Source organism: Pseudoalteromonas aliena (assembly GCF_038155085.1).
GTDB classification, from domain to species: Bacteria; Pseudomonadota; Gammaproteobacteria; order Enterobacterales; family Alteromonadaceae; genus Pseudoalteromonas; species Pseudoalteromonas aliena_A.
Genome location: NZ_JBAKAU010000001.1, coordinates 586214 through 607603, shown reverse-complemented (window position 1 = coordinate 607603; position 21390 = coordinate 586214). Strand labels below are relative to the sequence as shown.

Below are 21390 nucleotides of genomic sequence, written 5' to 3'. Positions count from 1 at the left end.
AAAGGGTTAGAATTTAAATGACTCCACGCAAAAAATACGCTGTACAAATATTCTGCTTTTTAGCAGGGATAGATTAAGGAACATACAATGACACGAAATGAAGGCCAAGCCTCGGTTATCTTGGATAATGTCTGTAAGCTGATCCAGAAAAAAGTTCGCGCTGATAATGTCTTACTTGTTGAGAAATTCGCCAAAGCCTTGTACAGCAATATGTCTAAAGAGGATTTGGCGAATCGAAACGATAGTGACCTATATGGTGCAGCTCTAAGCCTTTGGAATTCGCTAGAAAAAAATACTACTGATGATGCTGTTATCCGCGTTTTCAATCCAGAAGTGGCAAAAGATGGCTGGCAGTCATCACATACGATTGTAGAGATTATTACTAAAGACATGCCGTTTTTAGTTGATTCTGTTCGCATGGCTATGACTCGCGAAAATATCGCCTCTCACTTATTACTTCATTGCCCATTAAAAATTAAGCGTGATACAAACGCTAAAATTTCTGGATTATCAAATTTAAAAGCAGAGCAAGAATCGTCATCAACTAAAACGGTCTTCTTTATTGAAATTGACCGTCAAACAGATACATCTGTGATTGAGTCTTTCAAGAAAGAATTAGAGTCTGTACTTGTTGATGTATCTATAGCTGTTGAGGATTGGCAGCCTATTCGTAAAAAATTGATTGAGGTAACCAAAGAGCTGCCTAAGCGCCATCATAATAAAAGTAAAGATGAAGTCTTAGAAACAACAGAGTTTTTAGATTGGTTAGCGAAAGACAACTTTACCCTAATGGGTTACCGTGAATATGAGTTAAGCCCAGTTCAAGGTGATTACCAATTAAAGGGAAAAATGGACACAAGTCTAGGCTTGATGAAAAACTCAACAGAAGAGCATGCACGACTGCTATCTGAGTTACCTGAAGTTGCCCGTCAAGAAGCACGCAGTAATAATCTACTAATATTAACAAAGACTAACTCAGTTTCTCGTGTTCATCGTCCGGCTTATATTGACTATATAGGGATTAAACGTTTCGATGATAAAGGTAATGTAATAGGTGAGGATCGTTTTATAGGTTTATTCTCATCTAGTTTTTATAACAATAGTGCTGCTGATGTTCCTGTATTAAAGAGTAAAATTAACCGTATCATGGAGATATGTGATTTTGCTAAAGGTACGCATGCTTATAAAGCGGTATTAAATATCTTAGAAACCTACCCTCGTGACGAGTTAGTTCAAGCGCGTGAAAGTGAGCTACTTGAAGTTGCTATGGGTGTTTTACAAGTGCAAGAGCGTGATATGTGTCGCTTATTCGTACGAAAAGATGCGTATGGTCGCTTTTTATCTTGTATGGTTTATGTACCGCGTGAGCGTTATAACACCGCACTACGTCGTGAAACCCAAGATATTTTAGCAAATGCATTTAATTCTGACGATAAAGTCGAATTTACTACCTATTTCTCAGAGTCAACACTGGCGCGTACTCATTACACCGTTCGTGTGACCGACAACAATATCGAATATAACGTGAAAGACATTGAAAACAATTTAGTAGAAGCAGCGCGTACGTGGGAAGATAAACTCCAATCTGCGCTTTTAGAGTCAGCTGGTGAAGCTCGTGGTAACGATTTAAATCGTAAATACTGTAATGCGTTTGCACGCTCATACAAAGATGAAGTGCTTCCGAGTGCTGCGGTTGTTGATATTGAAAAGTTAGAACTACTTAGCGATGAAAACAAACTAGAAATGCTGTTCTACCGTCCTCAAGAAGAAGCAAACAGTAATATTGTACGATTAAGCTTATTCCATAAAGATGAGCCAATTCACTTATCTGATGTTATGCCAATGCTTGAAAACTTTGGCTTACGCGTTGTTGGTGAAACACCATATTCAGTTAAAACTAGCGATGGGCGTATTAATTGGATTATGGATTTCTCTATGCTAATTGATAGCAAAGGGATGGCTGACTTTGATAAGATTTCAGCGCGCTTTCGTGCTGCGTTAACTAACGTTTGGAGCAATCGCTTAGAGAATGACGGCTTTAACCGTTTAGTGCTAATAGGTGGCTTAACAGGTCGTGAAGCCTCTATTTTACGTGCTTATGCGAAATACATGCGCCAAATTGGTGTTACTTTCTCACAAAGCTATATTGAGAGCACGTTTGCAAATTACCCAAATATTGCAGCGCAAATTGTAAACTTATTTGCTAAAAAGTTCTCAGTTAAAAGCCCTGCGAGTGCTAAAACTCTCGAAAAATTAAGTACGCAAATTTATTTAGAGCTTGAAAATGTAGCAAACCTTGATGATGACCGTATTATACGTTTATACGTAGATATGATTGTTGCTACGTTACGTACTAACTATTTCCAAAAAGATGATGCAGGGCAGTTTAAATCGTATGTGTCGTTTAAAATACAGCCAAGCCTAATTCCAGATGTACCACTTCCGCTTCCTGCGTTTGAGATTTTTGTATATTCTCCGCGCGTTGAAGGTGTGCATTTACGCTATGGTAAAGTTGCTCGTGGTGGACTTCGTTGGTCAGACCGTCGTGAAGATTTCCGTACTGAAGTACTAGGCTTAGTTAAAGCGCAACAAGTTAAAAATACAGTAATTGTACCTGTAGGTTCTAAAGGTGGTTTTGTTTGTAAACAGCTACCAAGTGAACGTGAAGCGTTCATTAAAGAAGGCCAAGAGTGTTATAAAATATTTATTCGTGGACTTTTAGATATAACAGATAACATTGAGCGCGGTGAAATTGTGCCTGCTCGTGATGTTGTTCGCCACGATGAAGACGATGCTTATTTAGTTGTTGCAGCCGATAAAGGAACCGCTACGTTCTCTGACATTGCAAATGGTATAGCAAATGAATATAACTTCTGGTTAGGTGATGCATTTGCATCAGGCGGCTCTGTAGGTTACGACCATAAAAAAATGGGTATTACCGCCAAAGGCGCGTGGGAGTCTGTTAAACGTCATTTCCGTGAAATGGATATTGACTGTCAAACTACCGATTTTACTGTAGTGGCAATTGGTGACATGGCGGGTGATGTATTTGGTAATGGTATGTTGTTATCTAAACATATTCGTTTACAAGTAGCATTTAACCACATGCATATATTTATTGATCCGAATCCTGATGCAGCTACGTCTTACCCAGAACGTGAGCGTTTATTTAATATGCCGCGCTCATCATGGGAAGATTACAATAAAGAATTAATTTCTGCTGGTGGTGGTGTTTTCTCTCGTGCTGCTAAATCAATTACGCTTAGCCCTGAAATGAAAAAAATGTTGGGCACTAAAAAAGCAAGCATGACGCCTAATGAGCTAATGAAAGCCTCATTAATGATGAACTTCGATTTATTATGGAATGGCGGAATTGGAACATACATTAAACACTCTAAAGAAACCGATGCTGATGTAGGGGACCGTGCAAACGATGCACTACGTATCAACGGTAAAGAGTTAGGCGCTAAAATAATTGGTGAAGGTGGTAACTTAGGCGCGACTCAATTAGGTCGTATTGAGTTTGCAGCTAAAGGCGGACGTGTAAATACAGACTTTATTGATAACGTTGGCGGTGTAGCGTGTTCAGATAACGAAGTAAATATAAAGATTTTACTTAATGGCCTAGTAGCAGAAGGTGACTTAACACGTAAACAACGCGATGAATTACTTTACTCTATGACTGATGAAGTATCTGAACTTGTACTTCAAGATTGTTACCGCCAAACACATACAATCTCAATAACTCAGTCTAAAGGGACTTCAACCCTTAAAGAAAAGATTCGCTTTATCCATGCTCTTGAAAAAGATGGTAAGCTAAATCGTGCCATTGAGTTTATCCCAAGCGATGAAGAATTAGCAGAACGCGCAGCCGCGGGTAAAGACTTAACTCGCCCTGAGCTATCGGTGTTAGTTTCTTATGCAAAAATGGTATTAAAAGAGTCATTAGTAACAGACGAAATTACAGAGAATTCTTATTATCGCCAGCTGCTTGTTAAATCGTTCCCACGTCCACTACGTGAGAAGTTTAATGATGCGATGAATAATCACCCACTGCGTAAAGAAATTATAGCGACTAAACTTGCTAATAATATCGTAAACGACATGGGTCTAAATTTCATGGTACGTATGCATGAAGAAACTGGTGCTAACGAAACTGAAATTGCACTATGTTATTCAATAGCGAGTGAAATCTTTGAAATGCGTGATACGTGGTCATCTATCAGTGCACTTGATAATAAGATTCCAGCAGCGGTACAAACTGAAATGCTTTATCAATTACGTCGTACTGTTCGCCGTGCAACGCGTTGGTTCTTACGTCATCGTAATAAAGCACAAACTATTGAACAATCGATCGAATATTTTGCACCAACATTTAAAGATTTAAGTGATAACTTAAACATTTACTTAGTCGAGAAAGAAAATGAGCGCATTGTAGTTGAATCAGATAAGTTGGTAGAGAGTGGTGTTCCACTGGAGATAGCTAAACGTATTGTTTCGTTATCAAGTTTATTCTCTGCTATGGACCTTGCTGAAATTGCAAATAGTTCAAACCGTAATATTTCAATGGTTTCGAACACTTACTTTAAACTTGGCGCGAGAATGGGCTTACATTGGTTTTTAGACCAAATTACACATCAACCGGTTGCTAATCACTGGCAAGCATTGGCACGTTCATCATATCGTGAAGAGCTTGATTGGCAACAACGCACATTGTCTCAAGTTGTTTTGAATAGTTTTGAGGGTGACACTGACGATGTTGATATTCAAATTGATCAGTGGATGGATAGCCAAGAGTTACTGCTTCTTCGTTGGAAGCAAATGCTTGCTGAGTTTAAAACATCTCAAAGTCATGACTTTGCTAAGTTCTCGGTTGCACTTCGTGAACTTATGTTGCTAAGCCATAATTGTGATACATCAGGAAAATAATTTACCTTTAATCAGCTAATTGTTTAGTAAATAAATAACTGATTGTTAAAATTGTTATACAATACCTCAGCCTTGTCTGAGGTATTTTTTTGTCTAAAATTTAAAAAGAGGATTATATTGATGTTTTATGATTTAGCTCGCCGTTTTATGTTTACCCGTGATGCGGAGTGGGCGCATGAGTTTGCACTTAATAATCTTCGTCGTTTTACTAATACACCTTTGAAATTAGCTTGGTCGCAAAATATTTCTGATAAGCCAGTCGATTTTTTGGGTCTGAAATTTAAAAACCCTGTAGGGCTAGCAGCTGGCCTTGATAAAAATGCGGAATGTATTGATGCATTCAGCCAAATGGGCTTTGGCTTTATTGAAGTTGGAACTATTACACCGCGTCCTCAAGCTGGTAATGATAAACCTCGTATTTTTAGGTTGCCAGAATCAAACGCTATAATTAACCGTATGGGTTTTAATAATAAAGGCATAGATAACTTAGTTGCAAATGTAAAAGCAGCTAAATACAGCGGTATACTCGGTATCAATATTGGTAAAAATAAAGATACTCCAAATGAACAAGGTAAAGATGACTATATTCATTGCATGCGTAAAGTATTTGAGCATGCCTCATATATTACGGTAAATATTTCATCACCAAATACACCTGGTTTGCGTGATTTGCAATATGGCGCTGCACTTGATGATTTACTCCAAAGTCTTAAAAACGAACAGTTAGATTTAGTTGCAAAGCATAATAAACAAGTGCCTATGCTTGTAAAAATTGCACCGGATCTAGATCAAATTCAAATACAACAAGTAAGTGAATCACTTTTAAATAATAAAATCGATGGTGTAATTGCCACCAACACCACGCTTGAGCGAGCTGCAGTTATGGGCCAGCAATATGCAGAAGAAGCCGGCGGTTTATCAGGATACCCTGTTAGAATGCGTTCTACAGAGGTAGTGAGTGAATTGAAACGCTTAACTCAAGGTAAGTTACCAATCATCGGAGTAGGCGGAATAGATGATGCGCAATCTGCAAAAGAAAAGTTCGATGCAGGCGCAAATTTAGTCCAGGTTTATACTGGGTTCATCTACAAAGGTCCACAATTGGTAAAATCGATCGTTAACAGCTTATAAGGATCTGTTATCTAAGCTTTTGATCGTTCGATAAATGTTCTAAGCAAGCATTTTAAAAGTGGTCAAAAGCGGTTATACTGTGAGCAATAATTATTTAACATACCCAAGGAGGAGTAAATGTTACAAGCATCAAAGCAATGGCAGTGGATTACTTGTCCTAATAAAAATCGTTTGTTACTTGATTTAAATGACGACATGCAATTATGTACGCCCTATAAGTTAAGACAACTCACCGATTCTGTTTTTAAAAATCCACGTTTTAGCCTTGAAGATGCTGCATTTTATGAACAAGTATATAATTATTTAGATGGTTTTGGGTTATGGAAACCAGCTCAAATTTGCCAAATTGCGTTAAATGCTACAGCTGTAAAGTTTCACTTAAAACCAGTATTAGCCAAAAGCTGGTTTTTTGAAGAATATACAGGAAGTGAACCAAGCGTTGAAGCTATAGTAAAATTAACTTCCAAATCTCAAACCGGTGAATTCTTAATTGTTGAGCATTGCCCTGATGCATCTATTTGTATTAGTCTAAGTGACGACTTTAAACTCGATGATAATTTGTCACTAGGGCAGTTTGAAGTAATTCGTGTACTCAATAATCGAGTTCATCCACTATTAAACCTTCACTATCAAAGTCAAACAGCTTAACCAAATTTAAGTCCTAAGCGTGTGTTTTTGGCGCGTTTATATTCGAACCTATGTTATAATCCTGCGCAATTAGCTATTAAGGGTTATTACTTTGCAATTTATCGCACTTACTTCTATCGGAATCGAAAATTTATTGGTTGATGAACTAACAGAGCTTGGCGCAGTTGTGTCTAAGCAGACTGTGGGTTCTGTTCGTTTTGAGGCTGACTCATTACTGGCGCAAAAGGTGTGTTTATCAAGCCGTTTTGCTACGCGTGTGCTTATGCTTATCGAAGAAAAAGAAGGCGTTAATGACAAAGATAGCCTATATCAATTTGCTCGCTTGCAACCTTGGCAAGAGTGGTTTGGTCCTACCCAAACGTTCGCTGTAGATTTTAATGGTACAAATGACTCACTGAAAAACACGCAGTTTTCAGGGTTAGTGATTAAAGATGCCATTGTTGATTATTTCAATGATTTATATGAGCAGCGCCCAAATGTTGATAAACAAGATGCGAACGTACGCGTTGTTGCGCGTCTTAATCGCCATGGCGTTTCAATGTATATTGACTATTCTGGCCCGCGTTTATCTGAACGTGGTTACCGTCAAGGTCAAGGTAAAGCGCCAATTAAGGAACACTTAGCAGCTGCACTTATTAAACGAAGTGGCTGGCTTGATAATGTAAATCAACCTTTATTCGACCCATGTTGTGGTGCCGGCACTATCTTAATAGAAGCTGCAGGTATGGCGCGTAATGAAGCCCCTGGTTTATTTAGAGAAGGGTTTGCGTTTGAGCGTTTGCCAAGCTTTAGAGCGGCTAAATTTAAGCAACTTCGTGAAGAGTTATTAGCGCAAATCACCGATCCTAAATTATGGTTAATTGGACACGATTACGACGCCGAAGTACTCGATAAAGCTATAGCAAACGCAGAGCGAGCTGAGCTTGATACGGTTATTAAATTTAAACAAAGTGATGCGACAAAATTAACTCCCGTTGCTAAATTGCCAGGGGTCGTTATTTCAAACTTACCTTATGGTGAACGGATTGGCTCTATGGCTGAACTTGTAAATTTACACCGTAGTATGGGTGTTGGTTTTAAAAAGCACTTTAATCACTGGAAACTTGCTTTATTGGGCATGGATGAGAGCTTATTTAAACTGTTAAAACTAGTCAGGCTTAAACGTTATAAGTTTAAAAATGGACCACTTGATGTTGAGCTTAATTTGTATCAATTAGATGATAAGCAAGTTAGTTTAACGACTGAAGATAAGCCAGCACTTAACTTTGAAGGCTCTATGTCGTTTGCTAATCGTTTGAAAAAGAACAAACAAGGTTTAAAAAACTGGCTCAAACAAAACGAGGTTCAAGCGTATCGTGTTTATGATGCTGATATTCCTGAATACAATGTAGCAGTCGATGTGTACGCAGATTCGGCTGTTATTTTTGAATATGCAGCACCAAAAGAAATCGATGAAAAAACATCAGATAAACGCCTTCAAGATGTGATTAGTTTAACTGCACAACAGTTAAATATCGCACCGGAAAATATTGCGGTAAAAGTACGTAAAAAGCAAAAGGGTGAAGAGCAATATACACCTATGGCAAAGCAAAATCGTACTATGGTAGTTGAAGAATTTGGTGCGAAATTTAAAGTTAATCTGTTTGATTATCTAGATACAGGTTTATTTTTAGATCACCGTTTAGTACGTCGTTACATTCAAGAAAATGCCAAAGATAAACGCTTTTTAAATTTATTTTCCTACACAGGCAGTGCATCAGTGCATGCAGCCCTTGGCGGCGCAAAAGCGATTACTACTGTTGATTTATCTAAAACCTACTTAAAGTGGGGCCAAGATAACTTTGATCTAAATAATATAAGCAATACACGTTATCGTTTTGAACAAGCCGATTGCTTAAAATGGCTTGAGCATGCAACAGCACAGTACGATTTAATATTTTTAGATCCGCCTACGTTCTCTAATTCTAAACGTATGAAAGATGCGTTCGATGTGCAAAGTGACCATATTAAACTACTAACTTGGGTTAAAAAGATTTTAAGTCCATCAGGTACTTTGATTTTTTCTAATAACAAGCGTGGCTTTGTAATGGATGAAGTTAGCCTGATTGGTCTAGGTTTAAAAACCGTTAATATCTCAGATAAAACGTTATCACCAGACTTCAAACGTAATAAAAAAATTCACAATAGCTGGCTAATTACGCATGGCTAAATGGATTTTATATCATACTGATGGTTGCCACTTGTGCGAACAAGCTGAGCAACTTATCACTGATGTACTAAATGACAGCAGTGAGTTATTACTAATCGATATTATGACTGATGAGCAGCTTATTGCTGAGTATCAAATTACTATTCCTGTATTAAAAAGTGAAAAAGGCGAGAAGTTATATTGGCCTTTTACTTTACACTCTGTGCGCGAATTTTTAGCACAAGCAGAATAAGAGCAAATAAGAACATGGATTTAATAAGAATTTTAAAAGCACAACTTGCTTTTGGTACACATGCGTTACTTAATAATGCGGATGCTGTAATTGAAAGTGGCGAGCGAGTGTGTATTGTTGGCCGTAATGGGGCCGGTAAATCAACACTTTTAAAAATACTTGATGGTCAAGTTATCCTTGATGATGGTGAAATTAACCAATTAGGTGGATTAAAAATATCTCGCCTTGAGCAAGATCCACCAAAAGGTGCAAGCGGAACTGTATTTGACTACGTTGCACAAGGTATGCCGGAAATTGCTAACCTGCTAATTGATTTTCATCATGTTAGTAACGAACTGCAAACACAGTGTACTGATAAGCTATTAAACAAACTGGAACGTTTATCAAACCAACTTGAAGCCGTTGATGGCTGGCGTTTTGATAGCCGGATTCAATTAGTCTTAACACAGTTAGAATTAACGCCAGAGGCTAAACTTGAGTCCCTTTCAGGTGGCTGGTTACGTAAAGTTGCACTTGCGCGTGCACTTGTAAGTGAGCCTGATTTATTATTATTAGATGAGCCAACAAACCATTTAGATATGGCAAGTGTAATGTGGCTTGAACAGTTTTTAAAAGAATTTAAAGGCGGCATCGTATTTATATCGCATGACCGTGCGTTTATTCGCGCTGTTGCTACACGTATTTTAGATTTAGACCGTGGTAAGCTTATTTCTTACCCTGGTGATTACGCGACTTATTTAGAACAAAAAGCGCATGATTTAAAAGTAGAAGAAGCTCAAAATGCATTATTTGATAAGCGTTTAGCCGAAGAAGAAGCATGGATAAGACAAGGCGTTAAGGCCCGCCGAACACGAAATGAAGGGCGAGTTCGTGAACTTAAACAGTTACGAAATGAGCGTAAGCAACGTGTTGATCAAGTTGGAAAAACTGACTTTAATATTGAAATAGCTGATCGCTCTGGTAAGTTAGTATTTGAAGCTAAGCACCTTTCCCATGCATTTAAAGACAAAGTTATTGCTGATGATTTTTCGACACTTGTAATGCGTGGTGACAGAATTGGTTTAGTTGGCCCTAATGGTATTGGTAAAACAACACTATTAAAACTAATGTTTGGTGATTTAGAACCCGATAGCGGCGTAACTAAGCAAGGTGTTAATTTAGAGTTTGCTTACTTTGACCAATACCGTGAAAAACTTGACGAAGAAGCAACTGTTCAAGATAACGTTGCCGAAGGTAAACAAGAAGTGATGATGGGCGGTCGTTCGCGTCATGTTTTAGGTTACCTGCAAGACTTTTTATTCCCTCCAGCACGGGCTCGAACCCCTGTTAAAGCACTCTCTGGTGGTGAAAAAAATAGACTGCTATTAGCTAAACTTTTTTTAAAACCATCTAATATACTTGTTCTCGATGAACCAACGAATGACTTGGACATTGAAACGTTAGAGTTACTAGAGGACATTATTAATCAGTATCAAGGTACAGTGCTGATTGTAAGCCATGACCGAGAATTTATTGATAATACATGTTCAAGTGTTTGGGCATTTGAAGGTAATGGTAAAGTAACTGATATTGTTGGTGGTTATAGTGATTACGAAGCGTATGTAAAATACTTAGCTGAACAAGAAAAAACAGCACAACAGCAGCCGGTCAAAAAAGCTGAAAAAACAGCACCCGCACCCGTAGCTAAAGCAGAAAATAAAAGCAATAAACTCTCTTACAAATTAAAACTTGAATTAGAACAGTTGCCTAATAAAATGGAGCAACTAGAAGCGGAAGTTGAAGCGCAACAAGTAATAGTGAGCGATCCTGACTTTTTTAAACAAGACAGCGATGTGACAACTAAGGCATTGAACTATTTAACAAAACTCGAGTCTGACCTTGAAGCTGCCTTTGAGCGCTGGGAAGAACTTGAAGAATTAAAGAATCAGTAGTAAGGACTAAAATGAAATATAAATTACTCGCAGCTAGTATTTTAGCGACATTAAGCACTTCAGCAATAGGCGCTACATATCAGTTAAGTGAATTGGGAAATCTTGAAGGCGCTAAATATTCTTATGTAACAGATGTAAGTGAAAGTGGACATATTATTGGTTTCGCAAATGGTTTATACAATTTACCAATAGATACCAGCTACATAGATTTTTCAGAAAATATTATCGAAAATAGTTACGATAATACAGAAGCGGCATTTGAGCTAAGTGATAAAGTTATAACTTTCACACTCGATGATATTGAGAATAGTGATGCTGTTACTACTAACCCTGACGCGCATAATTTTATGGTTAGTTTTTTATCTTCAATTTCTACAAATTTTGAATATCAAAAATTAAATTCATTAGTTGGTGTTAAGTATATAGATACAGAAGTAATCGAACAGCCATTATTTGATATTGCATCCGTAGATTATGATGGATTAACTCGTTCTACAGCAAATATATTTAATGCCGTGAGTGAAGATGGTGTAACAGTTGGTTGGGGTAGTGCTCCTTATGACAAAGTTTCTTTTACACCTGATGATGAAGATGATGCTGAAACGTGGTTCACCCATGAATTTATAGAGCGTGGAATTGTAATAAGTGCGGATGGTGTGCAAGTGCCACTTATGCCTGAATTTAATGAATATGGTGGCACAAGTCGCGCGAACGATATCATAAAAACTAATAGTGGCTACACAGTGGTTGGTAATATATCTACGAGTATTCCAGCAGATAGGCAAGATAATATAGATGATAACTGTGATAACGAAGATGAGCCAACTTCAGTATGTATTAATTTATTAAATACTAACATTTCAAGAGGGATATTTAATAAGCGTGCTGCTAAGTGGGAGCTTGATGAGTCGTTAAATATTACTTCTGTTGAAGAACTAGGTCTAGCATTAGCCCCAGATGAAGGTGAAACAGAAGATGATGCATTTACGAGCACTGCCTTAGCTGTAAATAGTAACGGCACAATTGTAGGTTCGTCGAATACGCGTTACTACAATAATGACGATACGATTCTTACAATGCCCGTTTATTTTAAAGATGGTGCCGTTATTGATTTTATTGATCAAGAAGATGACTGGCAGGCTGGAAAGTCCGTAGCGATTAATGATAATGATGTGATTACAGGCTATGCGACTAAACGCATAGAGGGTACTCTTCGCAATAAATTCTTCTATCATGACATTGCATCGGGTAGCACTGTTTTCCCTACAGATTATTTCTCAAGCTCAAGCTCCTATGGCAATGATATTAACAATCAAGGTTATATTGTTGGTGAAGGCGAAGTTGGGGTATCGGATAATACTCGTCGCAAAGAAGCATTTATATACAAAATTGGTGAAGATAAAATTACCAATTTAAATGATCTATTACCTTGTTATGATACTGATGGTGAAACTGATTACCCTTATACTATCGCCGAAGCGACATCAATTAATGAAAATAATGAAATATTTGGTACAGCTACAAAAACAGTAGAAAAGCGTGATACTTTAGGTGGTATTGTAACTGATATCAATGGTGAGATTGAATATGAGAGTATTGCTGTTGCAGTTAAGCTAACCCCAATTGCTAATGGTGAAGTGGAAAATTGTGCTCCACCAGAGGCCGAAGTATATGAACGTAATTCAGCTAGCTTTCCTTGGTATTCACTCTTGTTATTACCATTGGTTGCAATAAGACGTGTATTTCGTTTTTAAAACCCAATAAGTGTTAACTAAAAAACCAACTTAATGAAGTTGGTTTTTTTTCGTCTATAATAAATTATTTACAGAGATTGTTATGTAAATAATTTATTTTTGTTACTGATTGCGAGATAACCAGGCTTTTTTAACAGAGCGACGCCATATAATATCAATACTAAAATAAGCCGTAATTGAAGCTATAGAAGCACATACAAATGAACCAAGTAGAAATGCAGGACCAATTGTTTCTATACTTTCAAGAAACCAAGACCAGCTGGCTTCAAATACGAAGTGTTGTTCTGGTTGGTTAAGAATTAATGTGCCTACTAAATATGAGCCATAAAAAATAGGTGGCATGGTCAACGGGTTAGTAAGCCATACTAAAGCAACAGAAATAGGTAAGTTTACCCTAAATAATATAGCGCCTGCTGCTGCTAAAACCATTTGAAAAGGAACAGGGATGAAGGCAAAAAACAATCCAACAGCAAACGCACCTCGCGCAGAGCGCCTGTTCAAATGCCAAAGATTTGCATCTTGCAAAAGGCGTCCAAATATTTTTAGAGTTTTATGATGTCTAATTTTATTTGGATCGGGTAAAAATCTTTGGATCGTTTTTTTAGCCATTTAAAGCAACCATTTACTTCTGTGTGGATATGTCTTGGGTTTGTAATTGGTTGTATAGCAACCGTGTTTTATTACCAAACTCTCGAATTTACAATACTCACAATTTCCATTGTAATTGTAAGTGCTTATTTTAAGCCGTTTTTGAACGTATTGTTAGGCTTTATTTGCGCAATTTGCAGCGTGGTTATCAATTTTTATGTTTTTTATAGTTTTGAAATCCCTAAATCGAGTGAAAAGTATGCGCTTAATGCTGATGTTATAATTGAGGAGGTTATTTCAGCAAAAGTACCACAATATATAAAAGTTAAAATTCTATCCTTGGAGACAAGTAGGTACCCAATTTTTGTAGCGCCGAGAGCTTTGTTAAGCGTTAATACTCTCGATATTTTATCTAAAGGGGATGAGTTTTCCGCTTCATTAAATTTAAAGTATTTTAGAAGTAATAAAAATTTTAATGTATTTGATAACGAAAAGAATGCTTTTATAAATAAAATATTTTTTAAAGGTAAGGTATTAAATAGAAAGTTAGAAATAAAACACAACAGTGGTGATAGATTAATTATACGTTATCAACAATTTTTAAAAAATACTTATAAAAATACTAAGCTACTTTGGCTTTACTATGCACTTTTAAGTGGCGATAAGTCTTTAATGAACTTTGATGATAAGCAATTTATGCAATCGCTTGGGTTAAGTCATTTATTAGCTATCTCAGGCTTACATATAAGTTTGATTTTTGGTTTTGCTTATATGTTTATGCGTTTTGTATTTATAAAAATAAATGTGTTGTTTGATCAAACAAAAAACTTATCTGTTTATTATAGTATAGCGGGATTTTTAGCGGCATTCTTATACGTATATTTAAGTAACTTTTTAGTATCTGCGACACGTGCTTTAATAATGCTGGCATGTTGTTTGTTATTATATCTTATAGCAATACAACCGCTACGTTGGCGAAGTATTTTATTTGCTTTGGTAATAGTACTACTCGTTAATCCATTTTATTTATTAAACCCAGGACTTTACTTTTCTTTTTTAGCCGTTGCTATTATTTTTATCGTACTAAATAAATTTCCTATCGTTAATACTGGAATAAAAAGTAAACTTTTATCGATGCTTGTTATTCAAGTAGGGTTATTTATTGGCTTGTCACCTCTATCACTCTATTTTTTTAATGGGGTAAGCATTGTTGGATTAGTTATAAACTTAGTTGCTATACCATTGCTGTCAGTTGTGATATTACCTTTATTAATCGTTTTTACTCTACTAAGCAGTTTTATTGATATAAGTGTAATAATATTAGCTTTTGATAAAGTTCTTCATTATATATTTGAATTACTTTCACAAATACCAGAAGCAATTAGGTGGGTTAGTACAGGGCAAGTGAGTATAACTTTTGTAGTGCTTGCATACACTACAATGCTACTGTTCTATTTCATGCCTTTTAAGTGGTTGGCTTTATTACCGATTACTACAATTGTGTTTAATTATTTTGTAAAAAATAAACCGTTATGGCAATTACATGTATTTGATGTAGGGCATGGTTTAATGGTGTTAATAGAAAAAGATAGTCAAGCACTCGTTTACGATTTTGGGCCCAGTTACTTTAATCGTTATAGCCGTACTAGAAGTATCTTATTGCCATACATAAAAGCTAAAAATCTAATTGTGACTACCTCTATTTTAAGCCATGAAGATAATGATCATGCTGGAGGATTAAAACATTTCATAACCGCTGGATACAAAAACACGTTTACACAGTTTCACCCTAATAGTACACAAGATGTTTGCGCTGATAAAACCATTAACTTTAAGGGACTTACAGTTCAAAGCTTTAATAGTAAAGTTTTTGATAACGAAAATGATGACTCATGTGTCGTTAAGGTCTTTAGTACTGACTACAGTGTTTTACTTACTGGCGATATATCTACATCTCGGGAGGCTTTATTAATTGCTGCTAATTATAACTTACAAAGTACTGTTATGTTGAGTCCTCATCATGGTAGTGATACATCATCCAGCAGTGAATTTATTGATGCAGTTCGCCCTGAAATTGTGATTCATTCGAGTGCTTATAAAGGGCAATGGGAATTTCCAAAACCAGCTGTTGTATCTCGTTATAAAAAAGCAGGAGCTAAACAATTAACCACAGGTAAGGTAGGGCAAATAACTGTTAAATTTTATTCAGATAATTTGGTTATAGAAACAGCAAGAGAGCAGGAAAGTTACTGGTTTATCAAAGATTGACGTTTAGTTTTCTCTCACCGAAGGATACAATACAGGTTGTTACTGTATTTAGAGAGTGTTATGGATCAAAGTACTACACAAATATATAAACGGCTTATTTCTTACGTTGGCGCATACAAAACTATCGCTTTCGTCGCAATTATAGGAATGATTGGCTATTCAGCAATGGATGCTTTATTTATCCAATTAATGAAGCCGTTTATAGATCAAGGTTTGAACCAGCGAAATACTGAAGTTTTAAAATATGCCCCTTTTGTAGTGATAGCGTTAGTGCTAGGGCGCGGAATTTTTAACTTTATGTCTTCGTATTGCCTAAGTTATGTAGGTTCGCAAGTTGTAAGGTCTTTACGCCAAGAGTTATTTGAGCACATATTACATTTACCAGTTTCTTTTCATGACAAAAATTCCACGGGCGACTTAATTTCAAAAATCACTTTTGACACAGAGCAAGTTCAGCAAGCTATTACTAAAGCGCTACTTATTGTTGTACGTGAAGGGGCCTTTGTTGTCTTTTTACTTAGTGTGATGTTTTATACCAGTTGGAAGCTTTCACTTATATTTCTAGTGATTATCCCACTTGTTGCTATTATCGTTACAATTGTCTCTAAGCGTTTTCGACATATTTCTAAAAGTATCCAATCAGCTATGGGGCAGGTTACTCGAAGCTCTGAGCAAATGCTTAGCGGCCACAAAGTTATTCATGGCTTTGGCGGGCAAGATCAAGAAATAAACCATTTTTCAAAGATTAACAATCATAATCGCCAGCAGCGCATTAAAATGGATGCCACAAAAGCATTAAGTGTATCAATTATCCAAATATTAGCAGCAAGTGCTATGGCTGTTATTTTATGGGCAGTATCCCTCCCCTCAATGATTGATACGATTACCTCCGGTGACTTCATGGCATTAATTGCTTCAATGATGATGCTATTACGCCCACTAAAACAACTCGCCAATGTAAATAGTGATATGCAACGTGGTATCTCTGCTGCTCAAAGTATATTTTTAGTTTTAGATGAAAAAATGGAAAAAGACACTGGCACCGTTTCAGTCGATAAAGCTAAAGGTTTAATTGAAGTTAAGAATGTAACCTTTAAGTACCCAACAAAAGATGAAGCCGTACTAAACGATTTATCACTAACGATTAAAGCGGGTGAAAGTATTGCCTTGGTAGGGCGTTCAGGCTCGGGTAAGTCAACAATTTCTAATCTACTACCACGGTACTATGATTTAGAGCTACCGAGTGAAATATTACTTGATGGAATCGCACTGCAGGATTATAAATTAACAGATTTACGTCGTCAATTTGCTTTAGTGTCTCAGCAAGTCGTGTTATTTAATGATACGATTGCTAACAATATTTGTTATGGAATACAGCGAAATGTATCAGATAAAGAATTAGAGCAAGTAGTTAAACAAGCCCATGTTTGGGAGTTTGTAAAAGATTTACCAGAGCAACTTAACACTATGGTGGGTGAAAATGGTGTCATGCTCTCTGGTGGTCAACGCCAGCGAATAGCTATTGCTCGCGCTATTTTAAAAGATGCACCTATTTTGATTTTAGACGAGGCGACATCGGCGCTTGATACCGAATCTGAAAAATTAATTCAGCATGCGCTTGATACATTAATGAAAGATAAAACGTCTATTGTAATAGCTCACAGGCTTTCTACCATTGAAAACAGTGACCGAATCTATGTTATTGATAATGGTCGTGTAATAGAAAGTGGCGATCATAATAGCTTATTAATAAATGACGGTACTTATTCAGCACTTTGCAAAATGCAGTTTGGTGATCAGGCGTGAGCAAAATAGAGCAAAGCTGGTATAAACCATTTGGCCTAATTACTTTATTGTTATTACCATTAAGTGCTTTGTTTTGGGTTGTATCGACATTTCGAAAATACTTGTACAGCGCTAAAATACTTAAACCTTTTAAGTGCAAAACGCCTATTATTGTAGTCGGTAATATAAGTGTAGGCGGTAATGGTAAAACGCCTTTTGTTTTGTGGCTGTATGAGCACCTAACACAGCAAGGTTTATCTGTTGGTATTATTAGTAGAGGGTATGGTGGTAAAGCAGATAATTACCCGCTATTAGTTACTGGGCTTGTTGATGCTCAGCAGGCTGGAGATGAGCCTGTACTCTTATATCACCGTTTAAAGTGCCCAATAGCGGTTGGTCCTAATAGAGAGCATAATATCGATTTATTAGAAAATAACTATAAGCTCGATGTGATAATTTCTGATGATGGGATGCAGCATTATAAAATGCCCCGAAGCATTGAGTGTTGTATTGTTGATAGTGAACGCCGTTTTGGGAATGGCTTTGCTATGCCAGCAGGCCCACTTCGTGAAACAACTAAACGCTTACAAAGTGTTGATATGGTAGTTGAAAATGGCGGTGAGACTGATAATAGCTACGTATTACAAGTAAGTAATCTTCGTTTAGTTAATTCAAACGATTATGCAAAAAATCACGTAAGCGAAGCACATGCAATAAGTGCAATAGGGAACCCTAAACGATTTGAAAACTCATTAGAAGCACGAAATATTAAGTTATTATCGACTCATCATTTTAGGGACCACTATGCTTATGCCGCAGATGATTTTGCCCAGTTCGGTGATGATTGCATTATAATGACTGAAAAAGACGCTGTTAAATGTCAGTCTTTTGCAAAACCTAATTGGTATTATTTACCTGTAGATGCACAACCTACCGATAACGTAATAAACACATTAAATTTATTATTAAAAGAAAAAGGAATACTTAATGGCCTTTGATACAAAGTTACTCGAGATAATTGCTTGTCCTGTTTGCAAGGGGAAACTTCACTTTGATAAGGAAAATAGCGAGCTTATCAGCACCGCAGCTAAATTAGCTTACCCTGTTACAGATGACATTCCTGTATTGCTTGAAAATGAAGCTCGTGAATTATCTTTAGAAGAGATCGAAAAGTGGAATTCGTAGTTGTAATCCCAGCTCGTTTTGCTTCAACACGGTTACCAGGTAAGCCTCTTGCCGATATTTGTGGCAAACCTATGGTTCAGCATGTTTACGAAAAAGCATGTTTATCAGGCGCAAGTAAAGTTGTTATAGCTACCGATCATCAAAAAGTATTCGATGCAGTAAGTGGATTTACAAGTGATGTGGTAATGACTCGCGAAGATCACCAATCGGGAACTGAACGGTTAGCAGAAGTTGTTGATTTACTTAACCTAGATAGCGATATAATTGTGGTTAACGTACAAGGTGATGAGCCGTTACTTGCACCAGAAAACGTATCTCAAGTTGCTGCGCTATTAAACAAGTCAACAGCACCTATGGCAACGCTAAGTGTTGCTATTGAAGAGCGTGATGAAGTATTTAATCCTAATGCAGTGAAAGTACTTAGTGATATAAATAAAAATGCCCTGTATTTCTCTCGTGCAAGTATACCTTTTGATAGAAATACAATGATGGATGATAGCAGTGCCCTTAATTTAGAAGCGTTTCAGCGCCATATAGGCATTTATGCGTACAGAGCGGGCTTTATTAAGGAATATATAAAATTGAGTGTTTCGCCACTTGAGTTACTTGAATCACTTGAGCAGTTACGTGTGTTGTATCATGGTTATAAAATCAAAATAGAACAAGCTCAAATTGCTCCTCACGCAGGTGTCGACACGCCCAATGACCTAGATAAAGTGATAGCGTATATTAAAAGTAAAAACGCGTGAATGAACAAGCAAGTAAAATATTGAAAGTTGTTTATACGCATAACGATTTTTATATTTTAGAAAAGCCAGCGGGTCTTAGTTTTCATTCAGATGATGGGCCTGGGTTCGTTGTTTTAGCCGAACTGCAATTATTTCAAAAACTTTATGCAGTTCATCGTTTAGATAAGGTAACTTCAGGGCTTATTATTTTAGCTAGAAGTAAAGCTGCCGCAGCCGCCTTTACTGTTATGTTTACTGAGCATGCGATTGCTAAATTTTATTTAGCGATTAGTGATGCTAAACCAAAAAAGAAGCAGGGGTGGATAAAAGGCGATATGGCTAAGTCTCGCCGTGGCTCGTTTAAGTTACTGACTAGTACACTTAACCCTGCAATAACGCGATTCTATTCTCTAAGTTATAAGCCAGGATTTAGAGGGTATATTTTAAAACCTTACTCTGGCAAAACACATCAACTAAGAGTGGCACTAAAAAGTGTGGGGGCAGCTATTTTAGGCGATGCAATGTATGCAGGCACGCCATCAAGTCGTACCTATTTACATGCATATGCGTTGAGCTTTTTATGGCAAGGTGAACAAATACAGCTAACTTTATTACCCGATAATGGTGATGAGTTTTTGGCGTTAATTAAACATCAAGATTTTCAAGCATGGCAATCGCCATGGCAACTGGATTGGTAAATGAGCGAAAGAGTTACAGATATACGTTTTGGTGGCATTAAACGTTTATATGGTCATCAACAGTTTGATTGGCTTCAACAAGCACATTTTTGTGTAGTAGGGATTGGTGGTGTAGGAAGCTGGACAGCAGAAGCTCTTGCCCGTACTGGTGTAGGCAAAATTACACTTATCGATTTGGATGATATTTGTGCAACTAATGTCAATAGACAAATTCATGCACTTAGCGGGACTGTAGGCCAAGCTAAAGTAGATGCAATGAAAGCGCGCTGTGAGCTTATAAATCCAGATTGCCAAATTAGCGTAATAGATGACTTTATTACGCTTGATAATATACAAGAGCATATTCAAGGCTTTGATTATGTAATTGATTGCATTGATGCAGTTAAAGAAAAAGCAGCATTAATTGCTCACTGCAAACGCAATAAACTGCCTATAATCACAACTGGTGGTGCTGGCGGGCAAACAGATCCTAGCCAAATAACGTTTGGTGATGTAGCTAAAACTACGCAAGACCCATTACTTGCAAAAGTTCGCTATATCTTGCGCAAGCAATATAATTTTAGTAATAATCTTAAACGTAAGTTTAATATTGATTGTGTTTACTCAACAGAGCAACTGGTTTACCCAGGAAGCGATGGCAGCGTATGTCATGCTAAGCAAAGTGCTGATGGCACGATGAATATGGACTGTAATAATGGCTTTGGTTCTGTGACTATGATCACAGGAAGCTTTGGTTTTTTTGTAGCTGCTAAAGCTGTACGTAAATACCTAGATAAAAAACAACGCTCGCAAGCCTAGAGTCTGCCTTGCCTAAATACCAAACAGACTGCTGCAATTTAACCTTGAAAGATCAACAGACCCTGGTTAACTAAGCTTGTGTTGTGCCATGGTTTGAATTTTTTCAACCATGGCTTTAATACCATTACCACGTGATGCGCTTAAGTGGCTAATAAGGCCCAGCTTTTCAAATTCTTCATACGCATTTTTATTCACTACCTGCTCTGGTGTGAGCCCGTTATAAAGCGCTAAAATAATAGCTAATAACCCTTTTACTATACGAGTATCAGAGTCACCTATTACAACAAGTGTATTTTCGGTTAAGTCAAATTCAACAAACATCCATACTTTGCTTTCACAACCAGAGACGAGTGCGTCATCAGTTTTTAAAACATCAGCTAAAGCCGGTAACGTTTTTCCTAAAAGCATTATTTCTCGATATTTTTGCTGCCAAGCAGGTGCATTTTTTATAGATTCTGTGACTTTGTTAAACGTATTTGTCATGAGTTATCCTAATTAATTCTATT

The 21390-nt window shown here is 37.0% G+C and carries 16 protein-coding genes; 14 read left to right on the top strand and 2 right to left on the bottom strand.

What is annotated here, in order from left to right; all coding sequences use genetic code 11:
• Positions 1-87: 87 nt before the first annotated feature.
• The 7 genes from V6260_RS02755 to V6260_RS02725 all read left to right on the top strand — a co-directional run bounded on the left by V6260_RS02755 (position 88) and on the right by V6260_RS02725 (position 12834).
• On the top strand, positions 88-4929 hold the full coding sequence (locus tag V6260_RS02755; protein WP_341592559.1) for an NAD-glutamate dehydrogenase: 4842 nt from the start codon (positions 88-90) through the stop codon (positions 4927-4929).
• Between the two features lie 120 nt (positions 4930-5049).
• Entirely contained in the window at positions 5050-6060 is a 1011-nt protein-coding gene (gene pyrD / locus V6260_RS02750) for a quinone-dependent dihydroorotate dehydrogenase (RefSeq protein ID WP_341592558.1), read from the top strand.
• A gap of 117 nt (positions 6061-6177) precedes the next feature.
• Positions 6178-6708 carry a cell division protein ZapC gene (locus tag V6260_RS02745; RefSeq protein ID WP_341592557.1) on the top strand — a complete coding sequence of 177 codons (531 nt, stop codon included), beginning with the start codon at positions 6178-6180 and terminating at the stop codon, positions 6706-6708.
• 91 nt (positions 6709-6799) lie between these two features.
• The gene (gene rlmKL / locus V6260_RS02740; protein ID WP_341592556.1) at positions 6800-8917 is read left to right on the top strand and encodes a bifunctional 23S rRNA (guanine(2069)-N(7))-methyltransferase RlmK/23S rRNA (guanine(2445)-N(2))-methyltransferase RlmL; all 2118 of its coding nucleotides are present in this window, start codon (positions 6800-6802) and stop codon (positions 8915-8917) included.
• Entirely contained in the window at positions 8910-9149 is a 240-nt protein-coding gene (locus tag V6260_RS02735) for a glutaredoxin family protein (RefSeq protein WP_341592555.1), read from the top strand. The genes rlmKL and V6260_RS02735 overlap by 8 nt, the downstream gene beginning before the upstream one ends.
• A 14-nt stretch (positions 9150-9163) precedes the next feature.
• A complete protein-coding gene (gene uup, locus V6260_RS02730) occupies positions 9164-11080 on the top strand; it encodes an ATP-binding cassette ATPase Uup (RefSeq protein ID WP_341592554.1) in 1917 nt (638 codons plus the stop codon).
• An 11-nt stretch (positions 11081-11091) separates the two neighbouring features.
• Positions 11092-12834 carry a DUF3466 family protein gene (locus V6260_RS02725; RefSeq protein WP_341592553.1) on the top strand — a complete coding sequence of 581 codons (1743 nt, stop codon included), beginning with the start codon at positions 11092-11094 and terminating at the stop codon, positions 12832-12834.
• A gap of 102 nt (positions 12835-12936) precedes the next feature.
• Here the strand turns inward: V6260_RS02725 and V6260_RS02720 are convergent, their stop codons facing one another.
• A complete protein-coding gene (locus V6260_RS02720; protein WP_341592552.1) occupies positions 12937-13443 on the bottom strand; it encodes a DUF2062 domain-containing protein in 507 nt (168 codons plus the stop codon).
• On the opposite strand from V6260_RS02720, the gene V6260_RS02715 reads away from it, so the two are divergent.
• From V6260_RS02715 to tcdA, 7 genes are read left to right on the top strand one after another with little or no spacing between them, the layout of a single operon-like run.
• Complete coding sequence (locus tag V6260_RS02715; protein ID WP_341592551.1) at positions 13423-15690, top strand: DNA internalization-related competence protein ComEC/Rec2; 2268 nt, start codon at positions 13423-13425, stop codon at positions 15688-15690. The genes V6260_RS02720 and V6260_RS02715 overlap by 21 nt on opposite strands.
• Before the next feature lie 60 nt (positions 15691-15750).
• Positions 15751-17496: a lipid A export permease/ATP-binding protein MsbA gene (msbA, locus tag V6260_RS02710; RefSeq protein ID WP_341592550.1), complete on the top strand. Its 1746-nt coding sequence runs from the start codon at positions 15751-15753 to the stop codon at positions 17494-17496.
• Entirely contained in the window at positions 17493-18473 is a 981-nt protein-coding gene (gene lpxK, locus V6260_RS02705) for a tetraacyldisaccharide 4'-kinase (protein ID WP_341592549.1), read from the top strand. The genes msbA and lpxK overlap by 4 nt, the downstream gene beginning before the upstream one ends.
• A complete protein-coding gene (locus V6260_RS02700) occupies positions 18463-18660 on the top strand; it encodes a Trm112 family protein (protein ID WP_341592548.1) in 198 nt (65 codons plus the stop codon). Before lpxK ends, V6260_RS02700 begins: the two co-directional genes overlap by 11 nt.
• The gene (gene kdsB / locus V6260_RS02695; protein ID WP_341592547.1) at positions 18648-19409 is read left to right on the top strand and encodes a 3-deoxy-manno-octulosonate cytidylyltransferase; all 762 of its coding nucleotides are present in this window, start codon (positions 18648-18650) and stop codon (positions 19407-19409) included. Before V6260_RS02700 ends, kdsB begins: the two co-directional genes overlap by 13 nt.
• Positions 19406-20086: a TIGR01621 family pseudouridine synthase gene (locus tag V6260_RS02690; RefSeq protein ID WP_341592546.1), complete on the top strand. Its 681-nt coding sequence runs from the start codon at positions 19406-19408 to the stop codon at positions 20084-20086. The genes kdsB and V6260_RS02690 overlap by 4 nt, the downstream gene beginning before the upstream one ends.
• Positions 20087-20884: a tRNA cyclic N6-threonylcarbamoyladenosine(37) synthase TcdA gene (tcdA, locus tag V6260_RS02685; RefSeq protein WP_341592545.1), complete on the top strand. Its 798-nt coding sequence runs from the start codon at positions 20087-20089 to the stop codon at positions 20882-20884. It begins immediately after the preceding gene.
• A 66-nt stretch (positions 20885-20950) separates the two neighbouring features.
• On the opposite strand, the gene V6260_RS02680 is transcribed toward tcdA, so the two are convergent.
• Positions 20951-21367 carry a SufE family protein gene (locus V6260_RS02680; protein ID WP_002961794.1) on the bottom strand — a complete coding sequence of 139 codons (417 nt, stop codon included), beginning with the start codon at positions 21365-21367 and terminating at the stop codon, positions 20951-20953.
• Positions 21368-21390 lie beyond the last annotated feature (23 nt).

What these genes read in the sequence shown, in the direction of transcription:
- V6260_RS02720 (WP_341592552.1), bottom strand. Translation starts at nt 13,443, where the DNA reads ATGGCTAAAAAAACGATCCAAAGATTTTTACCCGATCCAAATAAAATT.
- V6260_RS02735 (WP_341592555.1), top strand. Translation starts at nt 8,910, where the DNA reads ATGGCTAAATGGATTTTATATCATACTGATGGTTGCCACTTGTGCGAA.
- msbA (WP_341592550.1), top strand. Translation starts at nt 15,751, where the DNA reads ATGGATCAAAGTACTACACAAATATATAAACGGCTTATTTCTTACGTT.
- V6260_RS02680 (WP_002961794.1), bottom strand. Translation starts at nt 21,367, where the DNA reads ATGACAAATACGTTTAACAAAGTCACAGAATCTATAAAAAATGCACCT.
- V6260_RS02745 (WP_341592557.1), top strand. Translation starts at nt 6,178, where the DNA reads ATGTTACAAGCATCAAAGCAATGGCAGTGGATTACTTGTCCTAATAAA.
- uup (WP_341592554.1), top strand. Translation starts at nt 9,164, where the DNA reads ATGGATTTAATAAGAATTTTAAAAGCACAACTTGCTTTTGGTACACAT.
- tcdA (WP_341592545.1), top strand. Translation starts at nt 20,087, where the DNA reads ATGAGCGAAAGAGTTACAGATATACGTTTTGGTGGCATTAAACGTTTA.
- V6260_RS02755 (WP_341592559.1), top strand. Translation starts at nt 88, where the DNA reads ATGACACGAAATGAAGGCCAAGCCTCGGTTATCTTGGATAATGTCTGT.
- pyrD (WP_341592558.1), top strand. Translation starts at nt 5,050, where the DNA reads ATGTTTTATGATTTAGCTCGCCGTTTTATGTTTACCCGTGATGCGGAG.
- V6260_RS02700 (WP_341592548.1), top strand. Translation starts at nt 18,463, where the DNA reads ATGGCCTTTGATACAAAGTTACTCGAGATAATTGCTTGTCCTGTTTGC.
- V6260_RS02725 (WP_341592553.1), top strand. Translation starts at nt 11,092, where the DNA reads ATGAAATATAAATTACTCGCAGCTAGTATTTTAGCGACATTAAGCACT.